At 70.1% G+C, this 15,761-nt stretch carries 15 protein-coding genes; 1 reads left to right on the forward strand and 14 read right to left on the reverse strand.

The window, feature by feature from the left end:
* Nucleotides 1-47 precede the first annotated feature (47 nt).
* From D4740_RS12475 to D4740_RS12530, 12 genes are all read right to left on the reverse strand, one after another.
* Nucleotides 48-1,136, reverse strand: a complete 1,089-nt coding sequence (locus D4740_RS12475) for a glutamate ABC transporter substrate-binding protein (RefSeq protein ID WP_119837200.1) — start codon at nucleotides 1,134-1,136, stop codon at nucleotides 48-50.
* A 161-nt stretch (nucleotides 1,137-1,297) separates the two neighbouring features.
* Nucleotides 1,298-2,023, reverse strand: a complete 726-nt coding sequence (locus D4740_RS12480) for an amino acid ABC transporter ATP-binding protein (protein WP_119837216.1) — start codon at nucleotides 2,021-2,023, stop codon at nucleotides 1,298-1,300.
* 509 nt (nucleotides 2,024-2,532) lie between these two features.
* On the reverse strand, nucleotides 2,533-3,585 hold the full coding sequence (locus tag D4740_RS12485) for a DUF418 domain-containing protein (protein ID WP_259390833.1): 1,053 nt from the start codon (nucleotides 3,583-3,585) through the stop codon (nucleotides 2,533-2,535).
* 145 nt (nucleotides 3,586-3,730) lie between these two features.
* On the reverse strand, nucleotides 3,731-4,417 hold the full coding sequence (locus tag D4740_RS12490) for a response regulator transcription factor (RefSeq protein ID WP_119837217.1): 687 nt from the start codon (nucleotides 4,415-4,417) through the stop codon (nucleotides 3,731-3,733).
* 238 nt (nucleotides 4,418-4,655) lie between these two features.
* The gene (locus tag D4740_RS12495; RefSeq protein WP_119837202.1) at nucleotides 4,656-5,981 is read right to left on the reverse strand and encodes a sensor histidine kinase; all 1,326 of its coding nucleotides are present in this window, start codon (nucleotides 5,979-5,981) and stop codon (nucleotides 4,656-4,658) included.
* A 19-nt stretch (nucleotides 5,982-6,000) separates the two neighbouring features.
* Entirely contained in the window at nucleotides 6,001-6,831 is an 831-nt protein-coding gene (locus tag D4740_RS12500) for a TrmH family RNA methyltransferase (protein WP_396027250.1), read from the reverse strand.
* Nucleotides 6,832-7,113: 282 nt separating this feature from the next.
* The gene (gene rplT, locus D4740_RS12505; RefSeq protein ID WP_119837204.1) at nucleotides 7,114-7,494 is read right to left on the reverse strand and encodes a 50S ribosomal protein L20; all 381 of its coding nucleotides are present in this window, start codon (nucleotides 7,492-7,494) and stop codon (nucleotides 7,114-7,116) included.
* 28 nt (nucleotides 7,495-7,522) lie between these two features.
* Nucleotides 7,523-7,717, reverse strand: coding sequence for a 50S ribosomal protein L35 (gene rpmI, locus D4740_RS12510; protein ID WP_119837205.1), 195 nt, complete (start codon nucleotides 7,715-7,717; stop codon nucleotides 7,523-7,525).
* A 196-nt stretch (nucleotides 7,718-7,913) separates the two neighbouring features.
* Nucleotides 7,914-8,543 (reverse strand): translation initiation factor IF-3, encoded by a 630-nt coding sequence (gene infC / locus D4740_RS12515; protein ID WP_119837206.1) that lies wholly within the window; start codon nucleotides 8,541-8,543, stop codon nucleotides 7,914-7,916.
* Between the two features lie 262 nt (nucleotides 8,544-8,805).
* Nucleotides 8,806-10,431: a DUF6297 family protein gene (locus tag D4740_RS12520; RefSeq protein ID WP_147392921.1), complete on the reverse strand. Its 1,626-nt coding sequence runs from the start codon at nucleotides 10,429-10,431 to the stop codon at nucleotides 8,806-8,808.
* Nucleotides 10,431-11,228 carry an ABC transporter ATP-binding protein gene (locus D4740_RS12525; RefSeq protein ID WP_243106968.1) on the reverse strand — a complete coding sequence of 266 codons (798 nt, stop codon included), beginning with the start codon at nucleotides 11,226-11,228 and terminating at the stop codon, nucleotides 10,431-10,433. The genes D4740_RS12520 and D4740_RS12525 overlap by 1 nt, the downstream gene beginning before the upstream one ends.
* A gap of 61 nt (nucleotides 11,229-11,289) precedes the next feature.
* Nucleotides 11,290-12,189: an SseB family protein gene (locus D4740_RS12530; protein ID WP_259390835.1), complete on the reverse strand. Its 900-nt coding sequence runs from the start codon at nucleotides 12,187-12,189 to the stop codon at nucleotides 11,290-11,292.
* A gap of 582 nt (nucleotides 12,190-12,771) precedes the next feature.
* Between D4740_RS12530 and D4740_RS12535 the strand changes: the two genes are divergently transcribed.
* On the forward strand, nucleotides 12,772-14,052 hold the full coding sequence (locus tag D4740_RS12535) for a 1-acyl-sn-glycerol-3-phosphate acyltransferase (RefSeq protein WP_119837209.1): 1,281 nt from the start codon (nucleotides 12,772-12,774) through the stop codon (nucleotides 14,050-14,052).
* Nucleotides 14,053-14,073: 21 nt separating this feature from the next.
* On the opposite strand, the gene priA is transcribed toward D4740_RS12535, so the two are convergent.
* Nucleotides 14,074-14,808, reverse strand: a complete 735-nt coding sequence (priA, locus tag D4740_RS12540) for a bifunctional 1-(5-phosphoribosyl)-5-((5-phosphoribosylamino)methylideneamino)imidazole-4-carboxamide isomerase/phosphoribosylanthranilate isomerase PriA (RefSeq protein WP_119837219.1) — start codon at nucleotides 14,806-14,808, stop codon at nucleotides 14,074-14,076.
* Nucleotides 14,809-14,854: 46 nt separating this feature from the next.
* Nucleotides 14,855-15,493 (reverse strand): imidazole glycerol phosphate synthase subunit HisH, encoded by a 639-nt coding sequence (hisH, locus tag D4740_RS12545; protein WP_119837210.1) that lies wholly within the window; start codon nucleotides 15,491-15,493, stop codon nucleotides 14,855-14,857.
* Nucleotides 15,494-15,761 lie beyond the last annotated feature (268 nt).

The following is a 15,761-nucleotide window of genomic DNA, read 5'->3' on the forward strand; positions in this document are numbered from 1 at the left end:
CACCCGGCACGTGTGGACTGGGGACAGGTCAGGCGGGCTGCCCCGGGTCAGTCTGTGGCCTCCGACGTCGCAGCGTCGCTGGCCTCCGACGTCGCGGTATCTGAGGTGCCAGAGGCGTCAGCCGACGCGGTGGGTGAGGCCCCGGCCGCCTGTGAGCCGGGGACGGAGCCGATGGCAGGGGGCTGTGGAGCGTCACCGCCCATGACGGCGCCGATGGTGGCCGCCCAGATAGCGTCCCAGGTGCCGTCCTCGTAGATGGTCTCCAGGAAGGTGTTGACGAACTCCTGGGCGTCGGAGTCCTTGGGCAGCCCGATGCCGTAAGGGTCCTCGGTGAAGGGCTCGCCCACGATCGTGACGGCGTCGTTGGACTGCATCACACTGAGCTGGAGGGACTGGTCGACGACGTAGGCGTCCACCTGGCCTGCCTCGAGGGCGGCCACGCAGTCGCCGTTCTCCTGGAACGGCACCTGCTCCGCCTGCGGGGCGGCCTCGTCCAGAGCGGGGCCGGAGGAGGAGTTGGACTGGACGGCCACCCTCACGCCAGCCAGGTCGTCGACGCCGTTGATGCCGGTCTCCTCGGCACGCACCATGACGGACTGGCCGGAGGAGTAGTAAGGGCCGGCAAAGGCGATCTTCTCAGCGCGCTCGGGGGTGATGGTGTAGGTGGCAAGGACGGCGTCCACCTGCCCGTTCTCGATCATGGTCTCGCGGGTGTCAGAGGTGACCTGGGTTACCTCCAGGAGGGAGCGGGCGTCGTCCCCGCCGATGATGTAGCGGGCCAGGGCCTGTGCGAAGGCGGCGTCGAAGCCGGAGACCTCACCAGTGGTCGCGTCCTCCAGGGAGAAGACCTCGGAGGTCTTGGTGCCCCCGGTCCTGAGCACCCCGGCCTCACGGATGGCCGACGCCCATGAGGAGGCTGCCACCACGTCGTCAGCGGCCACCGGACCGGAGTTGATAACGGTGTCGTAGTCGGCACCACCGGAGCCCGAGGCGTCAACGGCCTGGCCGTCGGCACCGGTGTCGGCGCAGGCCGCCAGCACGGCCGCCAGCGAGACGGCACCGCTGGCACCCAGGAGGCGACGGCGGGTCAGGCCAGTCGGGACGGTCAGGGCGGGGCGGGCGTGCTGGGCAGTCATGTCAGGAGACCTTTCGCAGGGGCTGGTTTCATAGGGGCTGGCGGCGGCTGCCGGGGCGGCTGCGCGTTGCTCAGAGGTCGGTCGGAGGTCGGTGGGAGTCGCGGGAGGAGATCAGTGGAAGGGGTCAGCAGCAGGACGTCAGCAGGTCTCGGGGGGTCGGGTCAGTGGCTCAGGACAGTAGACAGGAAGGCACGCGCCCGCTCGGTGCGCGCAGAGGCGAAGAAGGTGGCGGGCTCGGCCTCCTCGACCACCTGCCCCGCGTCCATGAAGACGACGCGGTCGGCGACGCTGCGGGCGAAGCCCATCTCGTGGGTGACCACGAGCATGGTCATGCCGGAGGTAGCCAGGTCCTGGATGACGTCAAGGACCTCGGTGATCATCTCGGGGTCCAGGGCGCTGGTGGGCTCGTCAAAGAGCATGACCTTGGGATCCATGGCCAGCGCGCGGGCGATGGCCACGCGCTGCTGCTGGCCCCCGGAGAGCTGGGCGGGCCGCTTGGCAGCCTGGTCGGCCAGCCCTACCCGTTCCAGGAGCTCGCGGGCACGTTGCTGCGCATGAGGGACCGGAACCTTGCGCACGCGCGTGGGGGCGAGCGTGATGTTGTCCAGCACCGAGCGGTGCGGGAAGAGGTTGAAGGCCTGGAAGACCATGCCGACGTCGGCACGCAGGCGGGCCAGCTCCCTTCCCTCCTCCGGAAGGGGCACACCGTCGATGACGACGCTGCCTGCTGAGACGGTCTCAAGACGGTTGACCGTGCGGCACAGGGTGGACTTTCCCGACCCGGAGGCACCAATGACCGCGACCACCTCGCCACGGTGGATGTCCAGGCTGACGTCGTCAAGCGCCTTGAAGTCCCCGTAGTACTTGGTGACGTGGCTGATACGCACCAGGGGGTCCTGGGGCTGGCCAGGTGGTGGGGAGGCAGCGGCGCCGGACGGGGAGGAGCTGTGGGCAGGGTGTGGAGCAGGGGACACGAGGCACCTCGTCTTGGTCTGGGGACGGTCTCAGGGCAGGTGGGCGGAAGCGGTTACGTCAGTGACAGCAACAGCAGCACATCCGCCTGAGCACGTCTCCTCCTCCGTCATACGCGTACCCCGTCGGCCGTACCGGGTCCTTGACCCATCCGGTTCCCACGGGCCGTCCGGGGGCACATTAGCACCCCCAGCCGCCCCCTCATCCAGGAGATCTGCCCGAGAGAGACCGTTGGGACGATCATCACAGGTCGATATCGCAGAGCGGTCGAGCTGCGAGCCACGTACCCGGCTGGCCACCAGCCAGCCGCCGTCATCGGCGTGACACCCAGCCAGTTCATCTCCGCCAGGGCGAAGCGTTTCCCCCCTGGTCTTCCTCAGGCCCTTCGCCTACTCGCTGGCGCGTGGAAGCGGTCAGGCCTCCCCTACCGGCGGAGCAGGGGCTCGACCCGCCACCAGGTCAGGCAGCGCCACATCCACTCAAGAGGGCCGTAACGGAAGCGGGACAGCCACGCCCGCGCCAGGAGGGACTGGGCGAGGAGCACGACCAGGGCCGTCCACAGCAGAGGCACGACGTCGCGGCTCTCGGTCCAGTGCGCCACCACGCCTATGGGTGCCACGACGAGGCTGGCTCCCACGTAGCAGCTGAGGCTGGTGCGGCCCAACGGCTCCAGGAGGGCTGCCAGCGGCCTGCGCAGGGAGGTCGAGCAGGCCAGGACCACCAGGCACACGTAGAGCACAGCCATGATCCCGCCGGCGATTCCTCCGGCTGTGCCAAAACGGGGATCACCACCGGGCTCGTGGACCTGGGCAAGGACGGCAGGCACCGTCAGGAGCGCTACCACCACGGTGGCTGCCAGCAGACGACGGTCAGGCCGCTCCAGGTAGGCAGGCAGCCCGTAGGCCGCAGCCGCCGCGCCGAGAAGAAACAGGCCAGGGACATTGAGGACACCTGAGCCGGCTACCGCATAGCTGACCGCCGTAGCCACCACCCCCAGCAGCGCCAGGAGGCGGCGGGGAAGCAGCAGCACCAGAACCAGCACCATGAGCCCGACGATCGCGTAGGCTCTGAGGACCTCCCCGGGGTAGACCAGCGAGTGTGCCAGAGCAATGACCAGCAGCACTCCCAGGCGCCGGGCCAGGACCCGCCCGGGTGAGGAGGCGCGTCGACGGGCAGAGTCCGCGACAAAGGTCATGCTCATACCAAACATGAAGGCGAAGATCGGCACGAAGCGGGTGGACACTAGGTAGTGCAGCGCCGTCTGCGCGGCAGAGGGCTCCTGTCCCACCACGGCGGGCAGGTCCCAGCCGAGCTCCACAATGTCCCCTATGTTGACCAGGAGGATGCCGCACAGGGCGAAGCCCCGCAGGATGTCCAGGACCTGGTAGCGGCGGGCGGGACGGTGCCGTCCCGCGTCCTCGGCGGTCTCTAAGGGTGACAGAGAACCTGGCGCTGGCGATGAATAGGTTGGGGTCACGGTCATGACGCTAGCGCCCGCCTGGACGGAGATCCAGAGCTTTTCCCGTCATTCCAACCCTGAGCTGACACTGTCGAACCAGGTTCCACCCGGGGGTGGACTGGGTGTGGCACCAGCTCTCCTCCCCACGGGTCAGGGCTGAGGCTCAGTCCTCGTCTCCGGGGCGGACCAGGCCTGTCTCATAGGCCAGGACAACCAGGCCGACACGGTCTCGTACCGCGAGCTTGCGCAGAATCCGGTTGATGTGGGTCTTGACAGTCGACTCGGCCACCACGAGCCGCTCGGCGATCTCCCGGTTGCTCAGCGCCCGGCCCACCAGGGCGAGGACCTCCCGCTCCCGTGCGCTCAGGGCTGCCAGCCGCCCATCCTGGCGGGTGGGTGTGCCCGTGGGAGGTGCCTGCGCCCCAGCGCTGGGACCGGGTAGCCCCCGGGGGCGAGCGCAGACGGAGGCGCCGGAGGCGGCCTGGCCTGCGACCCACCGGCTGAGCAGGCGCCGCGTCGCGGAGGGCGCTACGACGGAGTCACCGCGGGCCACCGCCCGCACCCCGGCTATGAGCTCGGGGGCACTGACGTCCTTGAGGAGAAACCCTGACGCACCGTGGCACAGCGCCTCGACCACGTAGTCGTCGAGGTCGAAAGTGGTCAGGACCAGCACGCGTACCTGGGCATCTCTGCGGGCGAGGACCCGGGTGGCCTCGATCCCGTCCATGAGGGGCATGCGTACGTCCATGAGGATGACGTCCGGGTGCAGCGCCTGGGCCGCGACAAGCGCCTGCTGCCCGTCAGCAGCCTCGCCCACGACCACCATGTCCTTCTGGGCGTCCAGGATCATCCGGAAGCCAGCCCGCACCAGGTCCTGGTCGTCGGCAAGAAGCACGCGCACCGGCCGCGGCGCAGGCCCCGGCCCCGGTAACCCTGCTCCAGTCGCTGCGGCCGGTGGTAATGACGTCACGGCATCGCTCCGTTCTCAGACTGCCCGCGCCAGGTGTACCACTGTGATACCACCGTGACGAGCACTGCGCCACCTTACGGCCTTACGGCTCCGCCGGGGCCGCCCGATCCGCCTCCACCTAAGGAAGGGGAACCTGCACCCGGAGGACCACGCCTCCACCAGGCAGCGGCTCCGCCTGCAGCCGACCTCCAGCAGCCTCCACCCTGTGGCCCAGGCTACGCAGCCCCGTCCCCCCTGCCGTACCGCTGAGCCGCTCTGCCAGGGTGGTGCTGCCCGAGTCGTTCGGGACGGCCAGGGGTGCCGGGGCGTCGTTGGTGACCGTGAGGGTCAGGCTGTCCGGAGCATGAACCAGCGCCACATCAATACGGCTCACCGCGGGCACGTGCCTGACAGCGTTGGTAATTCCCTCCTGCGCCGTCCGGTAGAGGGCAGTCTGGGCGCCCAGGTCCACCGGCCCGTGGCTGCCAGGCTCGCCCTGGACCGTGAGGTGGACGGGGACGCCCGAGCGGTTGGCTTCATGCACCAGTGCGGGCAGGGCGTCCAGGCCCGGCGCCGGGTAGAGGGACGCTGCCCCGTCATGGTCTGCACCGGCTGCCAGTGCGTGGGTCAGGGAGCGGGTCTCCTCTAACGCCTTGCGCGTGGTAGTCAGGACGGTCTCCAGCACACCTCGGGCCTGGTCCAGCCGCTGCTGATCGGTCAGGTCGACCTCCTCCTGCGGAGCTGTCACCAGGTAGTGCCCGGCCTCGGCCTGGACAGCAACCAGGGCCAGGGCGTGGCCGACGACGTCGTGGACGTCCTGGGCCGTGCGGGTGCGCACAGCGGCGACCTGGGCGAGGAGACGCTGCTCCTCCTCAGCCTGTCGCGCCCGCTGTGCTGCGGCACGCGCCTGGACAGCATCGCGCCTGAGGGCCAGCAGACGGCCTGCGCCCCACGCAAGCAGCCCGCCCCCCAGGACGAAGAGCACAACGGAACGAAAGTCGTTACGGTAGAGGGAGTCGGCTACCACGCCCTGTTCGTCCTGGTTCCATCTCAGTGCCGCCAGGAACGCGCCCAGGACCAGTGCCACCGCCCACAGGGGGCGTAGGGTCGCACGACCCTGCGCCCCTACGCGGAACAGGGCAAGCAGGACGAGGACGTCTGCTGTCAGGGCGAAGTCAAGGAGCGCCAGCTGGAGCGCCCCTGCCGCCAGGACCACTGTACCAACCGCGTCAGCGTCCAGGCGTCGCCACCACAGGACACCACCTAGGACACACACTACGGCGACCACCGGCCACTGCCCCGTCTCCTCCCAGGCCGAGGTGGCTGAGAGCAGCACCAGCACCAGCACCGCTGCGGTCCACGGGAGAGACCCCGTCCCGTGAGGCCGACGACGCAGGACGTCACCGACAGCGCTGGTACTACCGACACTGCCGACCGGGGCACCGGGCCCGGTCGTTCCAGTCATCCCAGGACCTCAGCCTGCCTCAGGACCTCAGCGCCTGGGCGCTGGCGTAGAGGCACACGGCAGCGGCAGCGGCGACGTTGAGAGACTCGGCCCTGCCGTAGACCGGAACCGACACGGAGGCGTCAGCCTGCTCCAGAACCTGCGGTCCCAGCCCCTGGGCCTCGTTGCCCAGCACCCAGGCTGCGGGGGCCGACAGCAGGTCCGTGGCGTCAAACAGGTCCAGCTCCCCGCCCCGGTCAGCGGCCAGGACGGCCAGTCCCGCCCCGCGCAGGGCGCTGACAGTGTCGTCAAGAGCCACCCCGGTCACCACGGGAAGGTGGAACAGGCTCCCCGCGGTGGAGCGCACCACCTTGGGCGAGGTCGCCTCGACGCAGCCACGCACCAGCACCACCGCGTCTGCCCCGGCGGCGTCAGCCACACGGATCATCGTGCCGGCATTGCCCGGGTCCTGGATCTCGACCAGCACCGCGACCAGGCGTGCGTCCTTGACAGCCGAGGCCAGGGCCTCACTGCCCGTGGCCTCCTCCATGGCAGCCACTGCGAGGACGCCCTGGGCGTCCGGGCTCATCGCCTCCATGACCCTCTCACTGGTGAGGTGGCGGTACAGCCCGGCCTCCTCGGCTGCCACCCAGATCTCAGGGTGGCGCTCAAGCGCTCGCTCCGTCATGTATAGGTCAAGGACCCGGTCAGGGGCGTAGGCAACAGCCTCCCGGACCCCCTGGGGACCCTCGACCAGGAACCTGTGGTGCCTGGCGCGGGCGGTGCGTCGCACCAGTCCGGCGACGCGCGCCACCCTGGTCGAGCCTGGGTTCACAAGGACCTCGTGCCCGGCCGCGACCCCCTCCGTCATGGTACGTCGCCGCGGCCCGCGAACGGGAAGGTCCTGCGGGCCGCCCGCACCACCGGGGGCATCGTCATCCCCCAGCAGGAGGTCGTCGAGGTCGGCAGAGGTGCTCCTGGGGCTCATGGCGGTCAAGCCTACGGGAGGCCGGGCTGCGGCGCGGCACCGAGAGTCGGCGTCAGCCAGTGGCCCGCCGCCCACCACCCCCGGCAGACGATGGTGCCGCCCCCGCTACTGCGGAGGGCGGCACCATCGTGCTCCCATAGGCCGCATCACCGGCCTGCGGCCGAGTCAGGCCCGGGGAGCGTTGACATCGCTGGGCAGGGCGGCGCGGGCGGTACCCACCAGGGCCTTGAAGGCAGCAGGCTCGTTGACCGCCAGCTCAGCCAGCATCCGGCGGTCGACCTCGACACCAGCCAGGCCCAGCCCCTGGATGAACCGGTTGTAGGTCAGGCCCTCGGCGCGGGCAGCAGCGTTAATGCGCTGGATCCACAGACGCCGGAAGTCACCCTTGCGGGCACGGCGGTCACGAAAGGCGTACACGCCGGAGTGGGTGACCTGCTCCTTGGCCTTGCGGTAGAGGCGGGAGCGCTGGCCCCGGTACCCCGAGGCCTGCTCAAGAACAGTACGACGCTTCTTGTGGGCGTTGACCGCCCGCTTGACACGTGCCATGAGAAAAGCTCCTTACGTGGTGGGGCGGTCAGCGACCGAGCAGCCTCTTGACCTGGCGGACGTCAGCCGGGGCGACCGGCTGGTCCTTGGACAGCTTGCGCTTGCGACGGGAGGACTTGACCTCCAGCAGGTGACGCTTGTTCGCCTGCTCGTGCATTAGCCTGCCGCTGCCGGTGACCCGGAAGCGCTTCTTGGCACCAGAGTGCGTCTTGTTCTTCGGCATGGATGTTTTCCTCTTGTCTGCCCCTCCGGCCACAGGACCTGGGGACTGCGGGCCCTCTCACAGGGTGTGAGGGGGCGGTTCTGGATGTGTACAGGACACGGGGTCTTCGGCATCGTCCCAGACTCACCCGGCCTACCGTGCCCAGGGGAAGCACCCCTGCCAGGCAGCGCCAGGACGCCTGCGCAGGCAGCCGGTGTCACAAGTGCTGGGGTGCCTGCTGCGAGTGCGCCTCCTCGTTCCTGCCTGCGTGCTTCTCAGCACGGCGGGCAGCACGAGCCTCCTCGCGGCGACGTCGCTGGTCCGACTTGACGTCCGCCTTCTTCCTGGTCGGAGCCAGGACCATCACCATGTTGCGACCGTCCTGGCGGGGGTGGGACTCGACAGTCCCCAGCTCGGCCATCTCCTCGGCTAGGCCCTGGAGGAGGCGGATCCCCAGCTCAGGGCGCGACTGCTCGCGACCACGGAAGCGCACAATGCACTTGACCTTGTCCCCACCCTTGAGGAAGCGCTCGACGTGGCCTCTCTTGGTGGCGTAGTCGTGCTCGTCGATCTTGGGACGAAACTGGATCTCCTTGAGCTGGGTGTTGGCCTGGTTGCGCCTAGCGTCACGCGCCTTCATGGCTGACTCGTACTTGTACTTGCCGTAGTCCATGAGCTTGCACACCGGCGGGCGCGCGTTGGGAGCGACCTCGACGAGGTCGAGGTCGGCCTCCTCGGCAAGACGCAGGGCGTCCTCGACACGCACGACACCTACCTGCTCGCCGCTGGGGCCGACCAGGCGCACTTCTGGAACACGAATCCGTTCGTTGACACGGGGCTCGCTGATGACAGTACCTCACTCTTAGAGTCACGGACGACCTCAGGAACAGGAAAAGGCCCCCGTTCCCTGTCACGCAGGTCGGAGGCCTCCACAGAGCGCGGCAGCCCGGGCGGCCAAGGCCACCGAACTACCACGAAGGGTACACCCTTGCATGAACCCGGACCCTGACAGGGACCAAGGTGGGATCTCTCCACTTGCGCGCCGGGGCTGGCCCCGGTCGGTCAGGCTGACATCGTAGCAGGAACGGCCACCGCCGCCAACACCCCACCTAGCGTCGCAGGCCGGTGACCAGGCCCCACCACACCACCAGGGCGCTCGCCCCCGCCTGCGCCGCCACGAGCAGGTAGGACGGCTGCCAGCCACCAGCCAGCAGGGCTGTCGGCAGACCTGCGAGCACGACGGCGTCCCCGCCAGCAACCACCGCCTGGACCGCTCCTGGAGGAAGCGACCCTATGGGCGAGGTGATCAGCCCGGCAGTCCAGTCCGGCATAGGTCGCAGCCCCGAGCGCAGCGCTGCGCCCGCCCACCCCGCACCTGCCAGCACCACGACAGGCAGCCACATCGCCCAGCCCACACTGCCCGCGACCACCACCGGGACCAGGGCCGCAGCCGACCACGGCACCATCGCCGCCACCGGGACCAGGAGGTGGGCCGCCCGCACCAGGATCGGGCTTGTCGGCCAGGAGGCGTCGGGCACGCCGTCAAACCACGCCCACCGGGCGGGCTCAGCAACGGCGTGCGTGGCCACCCAGGCTGCGCACAGGAACGCCACCACCCGCACCAGCGGGTCAGTCCCTGAATCAGCCTGGGCCAGGAGCGCGCCCCCGAGCCCCGCGAGCAGCTGGAGGCCCCGACGGGGCTGGCGCCCTAGCAGGAGCAGGTCCGCCTGTACCGTGCACGGCACGGGACGCAGCCCTGCAGGCAGCCGCCTGCTCCACCACGCCGCTAGGGCCAGTCGGCTGGAGCGGCGCGGGGATGCCACCGGGGGACTCAGAATCCGGCCCAGCGCCCTGGTGTCCAGGGACAGCAGCGAGACCTGGGCTCCAAGGGAGCGCGCCACCACAGCCAGAAGATCCGCGTCACGCAGGTCACCGAGCCGCGGACGCACCCACATCCTCCAGGTGGACCAGGCCACCCCGGCCGCCGCAGCCGCCAGGTAGCCAGGACCCACCACGCCAGCCGCGCCTGCCGGCAGAGGACGGAACAGCCCGGTCGCCAGCGCCCCGGCCGCCGCAGCCGCCAGCACCGCCCGCACCGGCCACACCGGGGCAGCACGGCACTGGGCCAGCAGCAGGCCGGTCATGAGTGCCCACCCTGTAGTGGCAGCAAGCACCGCCCAGGCCAGCCCCGCCAGCCAGCCAGAACCGACAAGCAGCGCGAGGACCAGCCCGCACACCGCTGCGAGTCCCGCCGCACCGGCCATCTCGGCGCGCGCCACAGGAAGCAGGAGACCGTCACGACGCCCCGGGAGACGAAGCCACCACACGGCTTCCCAGGGACGCAGGAACATCGGGCCGACCCGGCTCAGGGGAGTAACGGCAAGACCAAGCAGCACCAGCAGGAGGGCAGCGGCCACCCACCCCGGGTCTAGCCCGAGCCACGGCGACGCGGCTTCGCCCGCCCCGGCACCTGCTCCGACAGGGTCCCTGCGCACTGAGGAGGTCGGGGAGGCGAGGTGGGGCAGCAGCAGCGTCACCAGGACCGCGAGGTACAGCAGGCCTGAGTAGATCCTGCTCACCAGGGCGGGCCAGGACGTGCGGGCACGCCTGGACGAGGAGACCCGGTACCTGGTCCACCGGCGCACCTGCGCTAGGTCAGGAGGGTGAGGAGCCGGGCCACCAGGGACGCCGCCCGTGGGGCGAGCGACCGGACCGCTGCCTGTCGGCCCGGCCATCACAGTCCCTCCTTCATGGCGCTGAGTCCCTCCTCCACGCTGAGCACGCAGGTGTGCGCCCCGACAAGAAGTACCTGGGTGGCGGCGGCCGCCACAAGGGCGGGGTCGTGGGAGGCCAGCAGTACCGCCCTGCCCTCCTGGGCCTCCTGGACCAGACGCTGTGCCAGGAGGCGGCGCATGACGTGGTCCAGGCGCTGCTCCGGCTCGTCCAGGACCAGGAGACGACGCGGGCGCGCCAGGACCGAGGCCAGGGCCAGGCGTCGTCGCTGTCCCGAGGACAGCCGATCGGGCAGGCTGTCCGCCTGCCCGATCAGGTCCAGGTCCGTTAGCAGGGAGTCCACCACCGTGTCCGCGTCGAGGACCCCGTGCCCGTAGCAGACCAGCCCCAGGTGCTCGGCGACAGTCAGCGAGGGGAAGAAGGAGTCCTCACCCAGGTCCCAGGCCACGGCCGCCCGCTGGGCGGCAGAGCGTGGGTCCGGGATCCTCCCTAGCAGCCGCACCTCTCCCTCCACAGGTGGCAGCAGGCCGCAGCAGGTACGCACCAGCGTGGACTTCCCCGCGCCGTTGACGCCCACGAGGGCGAGGACCTGGCCGGGCCTGAGGGTCAGGGACGCCGGGGCACACACCGCGACGCCCCCGTAGCCGACGCTAAGGCCCCGGGCGCTCACCAGGACCTGGCCGACGGCCCCGTCGGGCTCCCACGCACCAGCCCCCACGTGCCCGGCGCGGACTGGATGCCCGTGCTGGCCCCCGTGCGCGACACCTTCCCCGCGCGCGGGTCCACGGCGCCAGGTCACGGCCGCACCGCCATCATGACCGTCAACATAACCGCCAACATAACCGTCAACATGACCGTCATCATGCTGGAAGGGGGTACAGCTCGACAGTGTCGACAAGGTGTCCCCACTCGGGGCTGCCCAGGAGCTGCTGGCAGTCCCTGACGGCCCTCCTGGCCCTGTCCTCACTGGTCTCCCCGTGGCTGTCCCTGGCTTCTCCCGCCGCTTGCACCTCAGTGCGGCGAGCACCGCCGCCCTCGACGCCCACCAGGACCCGCAACTCAGCACGTGTGCCTGGCTCAAAGGAGACGCTGCGGACTGCCTCGACAGACTCCAGTCGGGCACGTATCTGGGCCTGCACCACGTCGTTGCGCCAGGAGGGCACCCACTCCCGGCCCTCCGAGAGCGCGAGCAGCGCCGGACGGGGAAGACACAGGTCACGAGTCCCCGGGTCCAGCGCCCACAGCATGTCGGCCACGGCCGCCGCCACCTGTGCCGCCCGGCGGGCGGTTACGGGAACCGGTCGCACGTCACGGCGCCAGGCACGCATCGCCTCGGCGGAGGTGAACACCGGCAGCGCCCGGCGGCCGTCAGGAGCGCGTACTGCCAGGGTGGCCGCGTCCTGGCAGGGGTCTGTGGCGCGAGCCTGCTCACCGGGCACGTCCCGGCGCCGAGCGGGCGGGTCGACAGCGTCCCGACCGACCGTGACGCGCGCGGGGCCGCCGGGCCTCCCGTGAGCCTGGACCGGGACCAGGAGACGGCTGCCAGCCAGTACCGTCCACACGGCGTCCAGGTACCTGTGCCGGGGCAGACCCGGTACCGCCAGGGCGTCGGCCACATCGGGGTCCACGGAGCCGTCGTCGTCGCGGAACGAGACCGGGGCGGCCAGGAGACGCTCCATCCTGGCGCGGGCGCCCGCCGCCATCGCTAGATCCAGCCTGCGATGAGGCCCGGCAGCGTGCGACGAGGCTGAGGTACTCACAGGAGGCACGATATCCGGTAAGGCGGTGCCGCGTCTGCCTCACAACTATTCCCCTCGACCGCCCCTCACGAGGAACCCACCGCGCCCCTTCAGCGCATTCCACCACAAGTGAGTGACTTCACAGAAACTCCTGGGCGTCTCCGTCAGGGTCGACGGCCTCCTCCCGAGCACGGCCTGGCAGCAGCAATAGCGCCCCTGGCAGGTGTCATCGGAAAACCTGGGAGGAGACACAGGAGAGATTCTCACCGATCGTACAGTTCCCCATGGCGTTGCCACACCGTTATCCTGGAACGGTGCCCTCACTTGACGCCCTAAAATACCGGCGCACCTTGTGGCCGGACCTACTGGTCAGAAACTCAGCGCGCCTCGGAATCTTCCCTGACACCTGGGCGGTCCTGGACGCCGACAGCACCAGGGCCCGGCCTCCCGGCTCCTCTTCTGGCTGCGAGGACCTCCCGGGCGGGACAAGCCCTTCCCTCCCGCTTGCGCCCGTGGCCGCTGCCCTCGGATAGCCAGTCCCTCCTGCCTGCCCCACCACGACCACAGTGTCGGCATCCCGGTCGACACAGAAAGGTACGCCCTATGGCCTCCCCTAGCACGGTGCCCGTTCCCTGGCCGACACCTACCCGCGCCCCAGGCACGCAGCAGCCGCGTTCTATCGTGCTCACCCCTCCCAAGGTGACATGGCGGGCCGTTGCCCGCCAGTGGCTGTGGTCGGCGGTCATCGCCCCCTTCGGCGGCGTCCACGTCGAGGGAGAGTTCGACGCCGACGGTCCCTGCGTCGTCGTGGCCAACCACGGCTCCCACGCGGACACCATCGCGATGATGAGCGCCTCCCCCACGCTCATGAGGGTGGTGACCGTGGCAGCCCAGGACTACTGGTTCTCCACGTGGCTGCGCCGTTCCCTGGCCCGAGGTCTGCTCGGTGCCTACCCGGTGCGGCGCACCGGGGAGGGCGCCTACGAGGAGCTACGCGGGATACTGGCGCACCGAGTGGCTGAATCCATGAGCGTCCTGGTCTTCCCCGAGGGCACCCGCAGCCGTGATGGGCACGTGGGCCGGTTCCACTCCGGGGCCGCCCGCCTGGCCCGGGACTTCGGCATCCCCGTCCTGCCGGTGGCCCTGGTGGGCTCGCGGGAGATGATGCCGAAGAAGGGGGGCCTGCCCCGGTACTCCCCCGTGGAGGTGCGTGTCGGGCGCCCGATCATGCCCAGCGACGACGTCGCCGCCGTCAGCCAGGAGGCCCGCGCCCAGGTTGTCGAGATGCTGAGACGCCCCCGCAGACCAGCGCCGGTCTCTGACGTCTACACGGTGCTGCGGCAGGCGATGTCGGGCAGGCGAGGAGACCTCGTCATGTTCACCTGGGGGCTGGCCGACGCGCTCTTCCTGCCTGTCCCGGCGGAGCTGAGCCAGGCCTGGATCGGGCTGACTCGTCCCGAGCTGATGTGGCGCCGGGGGATGGTGGTCGTTGCAGGCTCGGTCCTCGGCGTGGCCACGACCTACCTCCTGGCACGCGTCGGCCTGCGCCCGTCAGCCCTGTGGGCAACACCGTCGATGGAGGCGGCCGCCTCCCGGTTCCTGCGCCCCGGAGCACACGGATACTGGAGCCAGGTCCTGACAAGCCTGCCGGTCTCGCTACTGGCCACGGAATCAGGACGGCGCGGCCTGCCCCTGGCACAGGTCCTGGTGCACGCCGCAGGAGAACGCACCGTGCGCATGGCGGGCGTCACGATAGCCCTGATGGCCCTGGAGAAGCCTCTGGGACCGATCACCCGCCAGCACTACGGCCGATACCTGCTCACGAGTGCCGTCGCGCTCGGGGCGACATTACGAGGCGCCCTCCGGCGGTGGGGCAGGCGGTGAGGCCGAGGCCGGGACATCAGGCTATCCCTGCCCCGGCTGCGCCCCGGCAGCCTCCAGGGCCTCCTGGAGAGTAAAGCTGCCACTGTAGAGAGCCTTGCCAACGATGGCGCCCTCGACCCCGTCGGGGACCAGCCGCCTGAGCGCACGCAGGTCGTCCAGGTCAGCGATGCCACCGGAGGCGACGACTACGGCGCTGGTGCGGGCGCAGACCTCCTTGAGCAGCGTGGTGTTCGGCCCGGTGAGGGTCCCGTCGCGGGTGACGTCGGTGACGACGTAGCGGGCGCAGCCTGCCTGGTCCAGTCGGGCGAGCGTCTCCCACAGGTCTCCTCCCTCCCGGGTCCAGCCCCGGGCGGCAAGGGTCGTACCGCGCACGTCCAGCCCCACGGCGACCCTCTCCCCGTGCTCAGCAATGACCCGCTGCGTCCACTGTGGGTCCTCCAGGGCAGCCGTCCCCAGGTTCACCCGAGCCGCCCCGGCGTCCAGCGCCCGAGTGAGAGAGTCGTCGTCACGGATACCGCCGGAGAGCTCGACGTTGACACCGACGTCCCTGACGATGCGTGCCAGGAGGTCGGCGTTCGAGCCGCGCCCGAAGGCGGCGTCCAGGTCCACCAGGTGGATCCACCGGGCACCAGCCCGCACCCAGTCCCGAGCTGCCTCCAGGGGGCTGCCGTAGTCGGTCTGTGACCCGGCCTCGCCCCTAACGAGCCGGACGGCCTTGCCGTCAGCCACGTCAACAGCAGGAAGGAGAGTCAGCACAGCATTGCTTTCCACACTATTTTCCACCATTATTCTTGCAAACTCCTTACAGCGTCGTCATCCAGTTGCGCAGCAGCTGCGCCCCGGCGTCACCGGACTTCTCCGGGTGAAACTGGGTCGCGCACAGTGCCCCATTCTCCACCGCAGCCAGGAAGTCCTCCCCGTGCGTGGCCCAGGTGGCCTGGGGAGCACGAGTGGGGCCCTGCCCCATGAGGGAGGCGGGGTCAGTCTTAGCGGCGTAGGAGTGGACAAAGTAGAACCGCTCCTGGTCAAGGCCGTCGAACAGGACCGAGGAGCCCGGCGGGCGGACCCGGGTCCACCCCATGTGGGGCACGACCTCTGCCTGGAGACGTGTCACAGTACCCGGCCACTGCCCCAGACCCTCAGCCCGGGTCCCGTGCTCCTGGGAGGAGTCAAACATCACCTGCATCCCCACGCAGATCCCCAGGACTGCACGCCCTCCGGCCAGGCGGCGGTCGATGACCCCCGGAGCACCCACCTGCCGCAGCTGGTCCATAACTGCCCCGAAGGCACCGACACCGGGGACGACCAGCCCGTCAGCCTCCCCGGCCTCCTGCGGGTCCTGTGTCAGGGACACGTCCGCCCCTACCCGTTCCAGCGCGCGCACGGCGGAGCGGACATTACCGGACCCGTAGGCCAGGACGACGACACGGGGAGCTCTCATGGCGCGAACCCTACCCCCTGGCTCCCCGTCTCACCTCTCTGCCCCGGAGAGGCAGACACGAACGTACAGACAGCCTGCACTACCTGCACTAGTGAGGCCGCCGAGAGGGTCGGTACTAGCGGAAGGCTCGGGCGGGTGGTGGGGCCTGCCCCGGTGCCTAGCGCGTGCGTGCGGGGTAGTAGGGAGCCAGGGCCAGGCGCAGCTCGTAGAGCTCGCGCAGGGAGGCACTGACCTCGTCACGCGGCAGGACCACCCGGCCCAGGCCCAC

It is taken from the genome of Actinomyces sp. 2119, assembly GCF_003591215.1.
Lineage (GTDB): Bacteria > Actinomycetota > Actinomycetes > Actinomycetales > Actinomycetaceae > Actinomyces > Actinomyces lilanjuaniae.

Bases quoted from the DNA above. Each gene is read 5' to 3' on its own strand.
- D4740_RS12475 (WP_119837200.1), bottom strand. From the start codon at position 1,136: ATGACTGCCCAGCACGCCCGCCCCGCCCTGACCGTCCCGACTGGCCTG.
- D4740_RS12490 (WP_119837217.1), bottom strand. From the start codon at position 4,417: ATGATCCTGGACGCCCAGAAGGACATGGTGGTCGTGGGCGAGGCTGCT.
- D4740_RS12495 (WP_119837202.1), bottom strand. From the start codon at position 5,981: ATGACTGGAACGACCGGGCCCGGTGCCCCGGTCGGCAGTGTCGGTAGT.
- D4740_RS12500 (WP_396027250.1), bottom strand. From the start codon at position 6,831: ATGACGGAGGGGGTCGCGGCCGGGCACGAGGTCCTTGTGAACCCAGGC.
- rplT (WP_119837204.1), bottom strand. From the start codon at position 7,494: ATGGCACGTGTCAAGCGGGCGGTCAACGCCCACAAGAAGCGTCGTACT.
- rpmI (WP_119837205.1), bottom strand. From the start codon at position 7,717: ATGCCGAAGAACAAGACGCACTCTGGTGCCAAGAAGCGCTTCCGGGTC.
- D4740_RS12520 (WP_147392921.1), bottom strand. From the start codon at position 10,431: ATGGCCGGGCCGACAGGCAGCGGTCCGGTCGCTCGCCCCACGGGCGGC.
- D4740_RS12535 (WP_119837209.1), top strand. From the start codon at position 12,772: ATGGCCTCCCCTAGCACGGTGCCCGTTCCCTGGCCGACACCTACCCGC.
- hisH (WP_119837210.1), bottom strand. From the start codon at position 15,493: ATGAGAGCTCCCCGTGTCGTCGTCCTGGCCTACGGGTCCGGTAATGTC.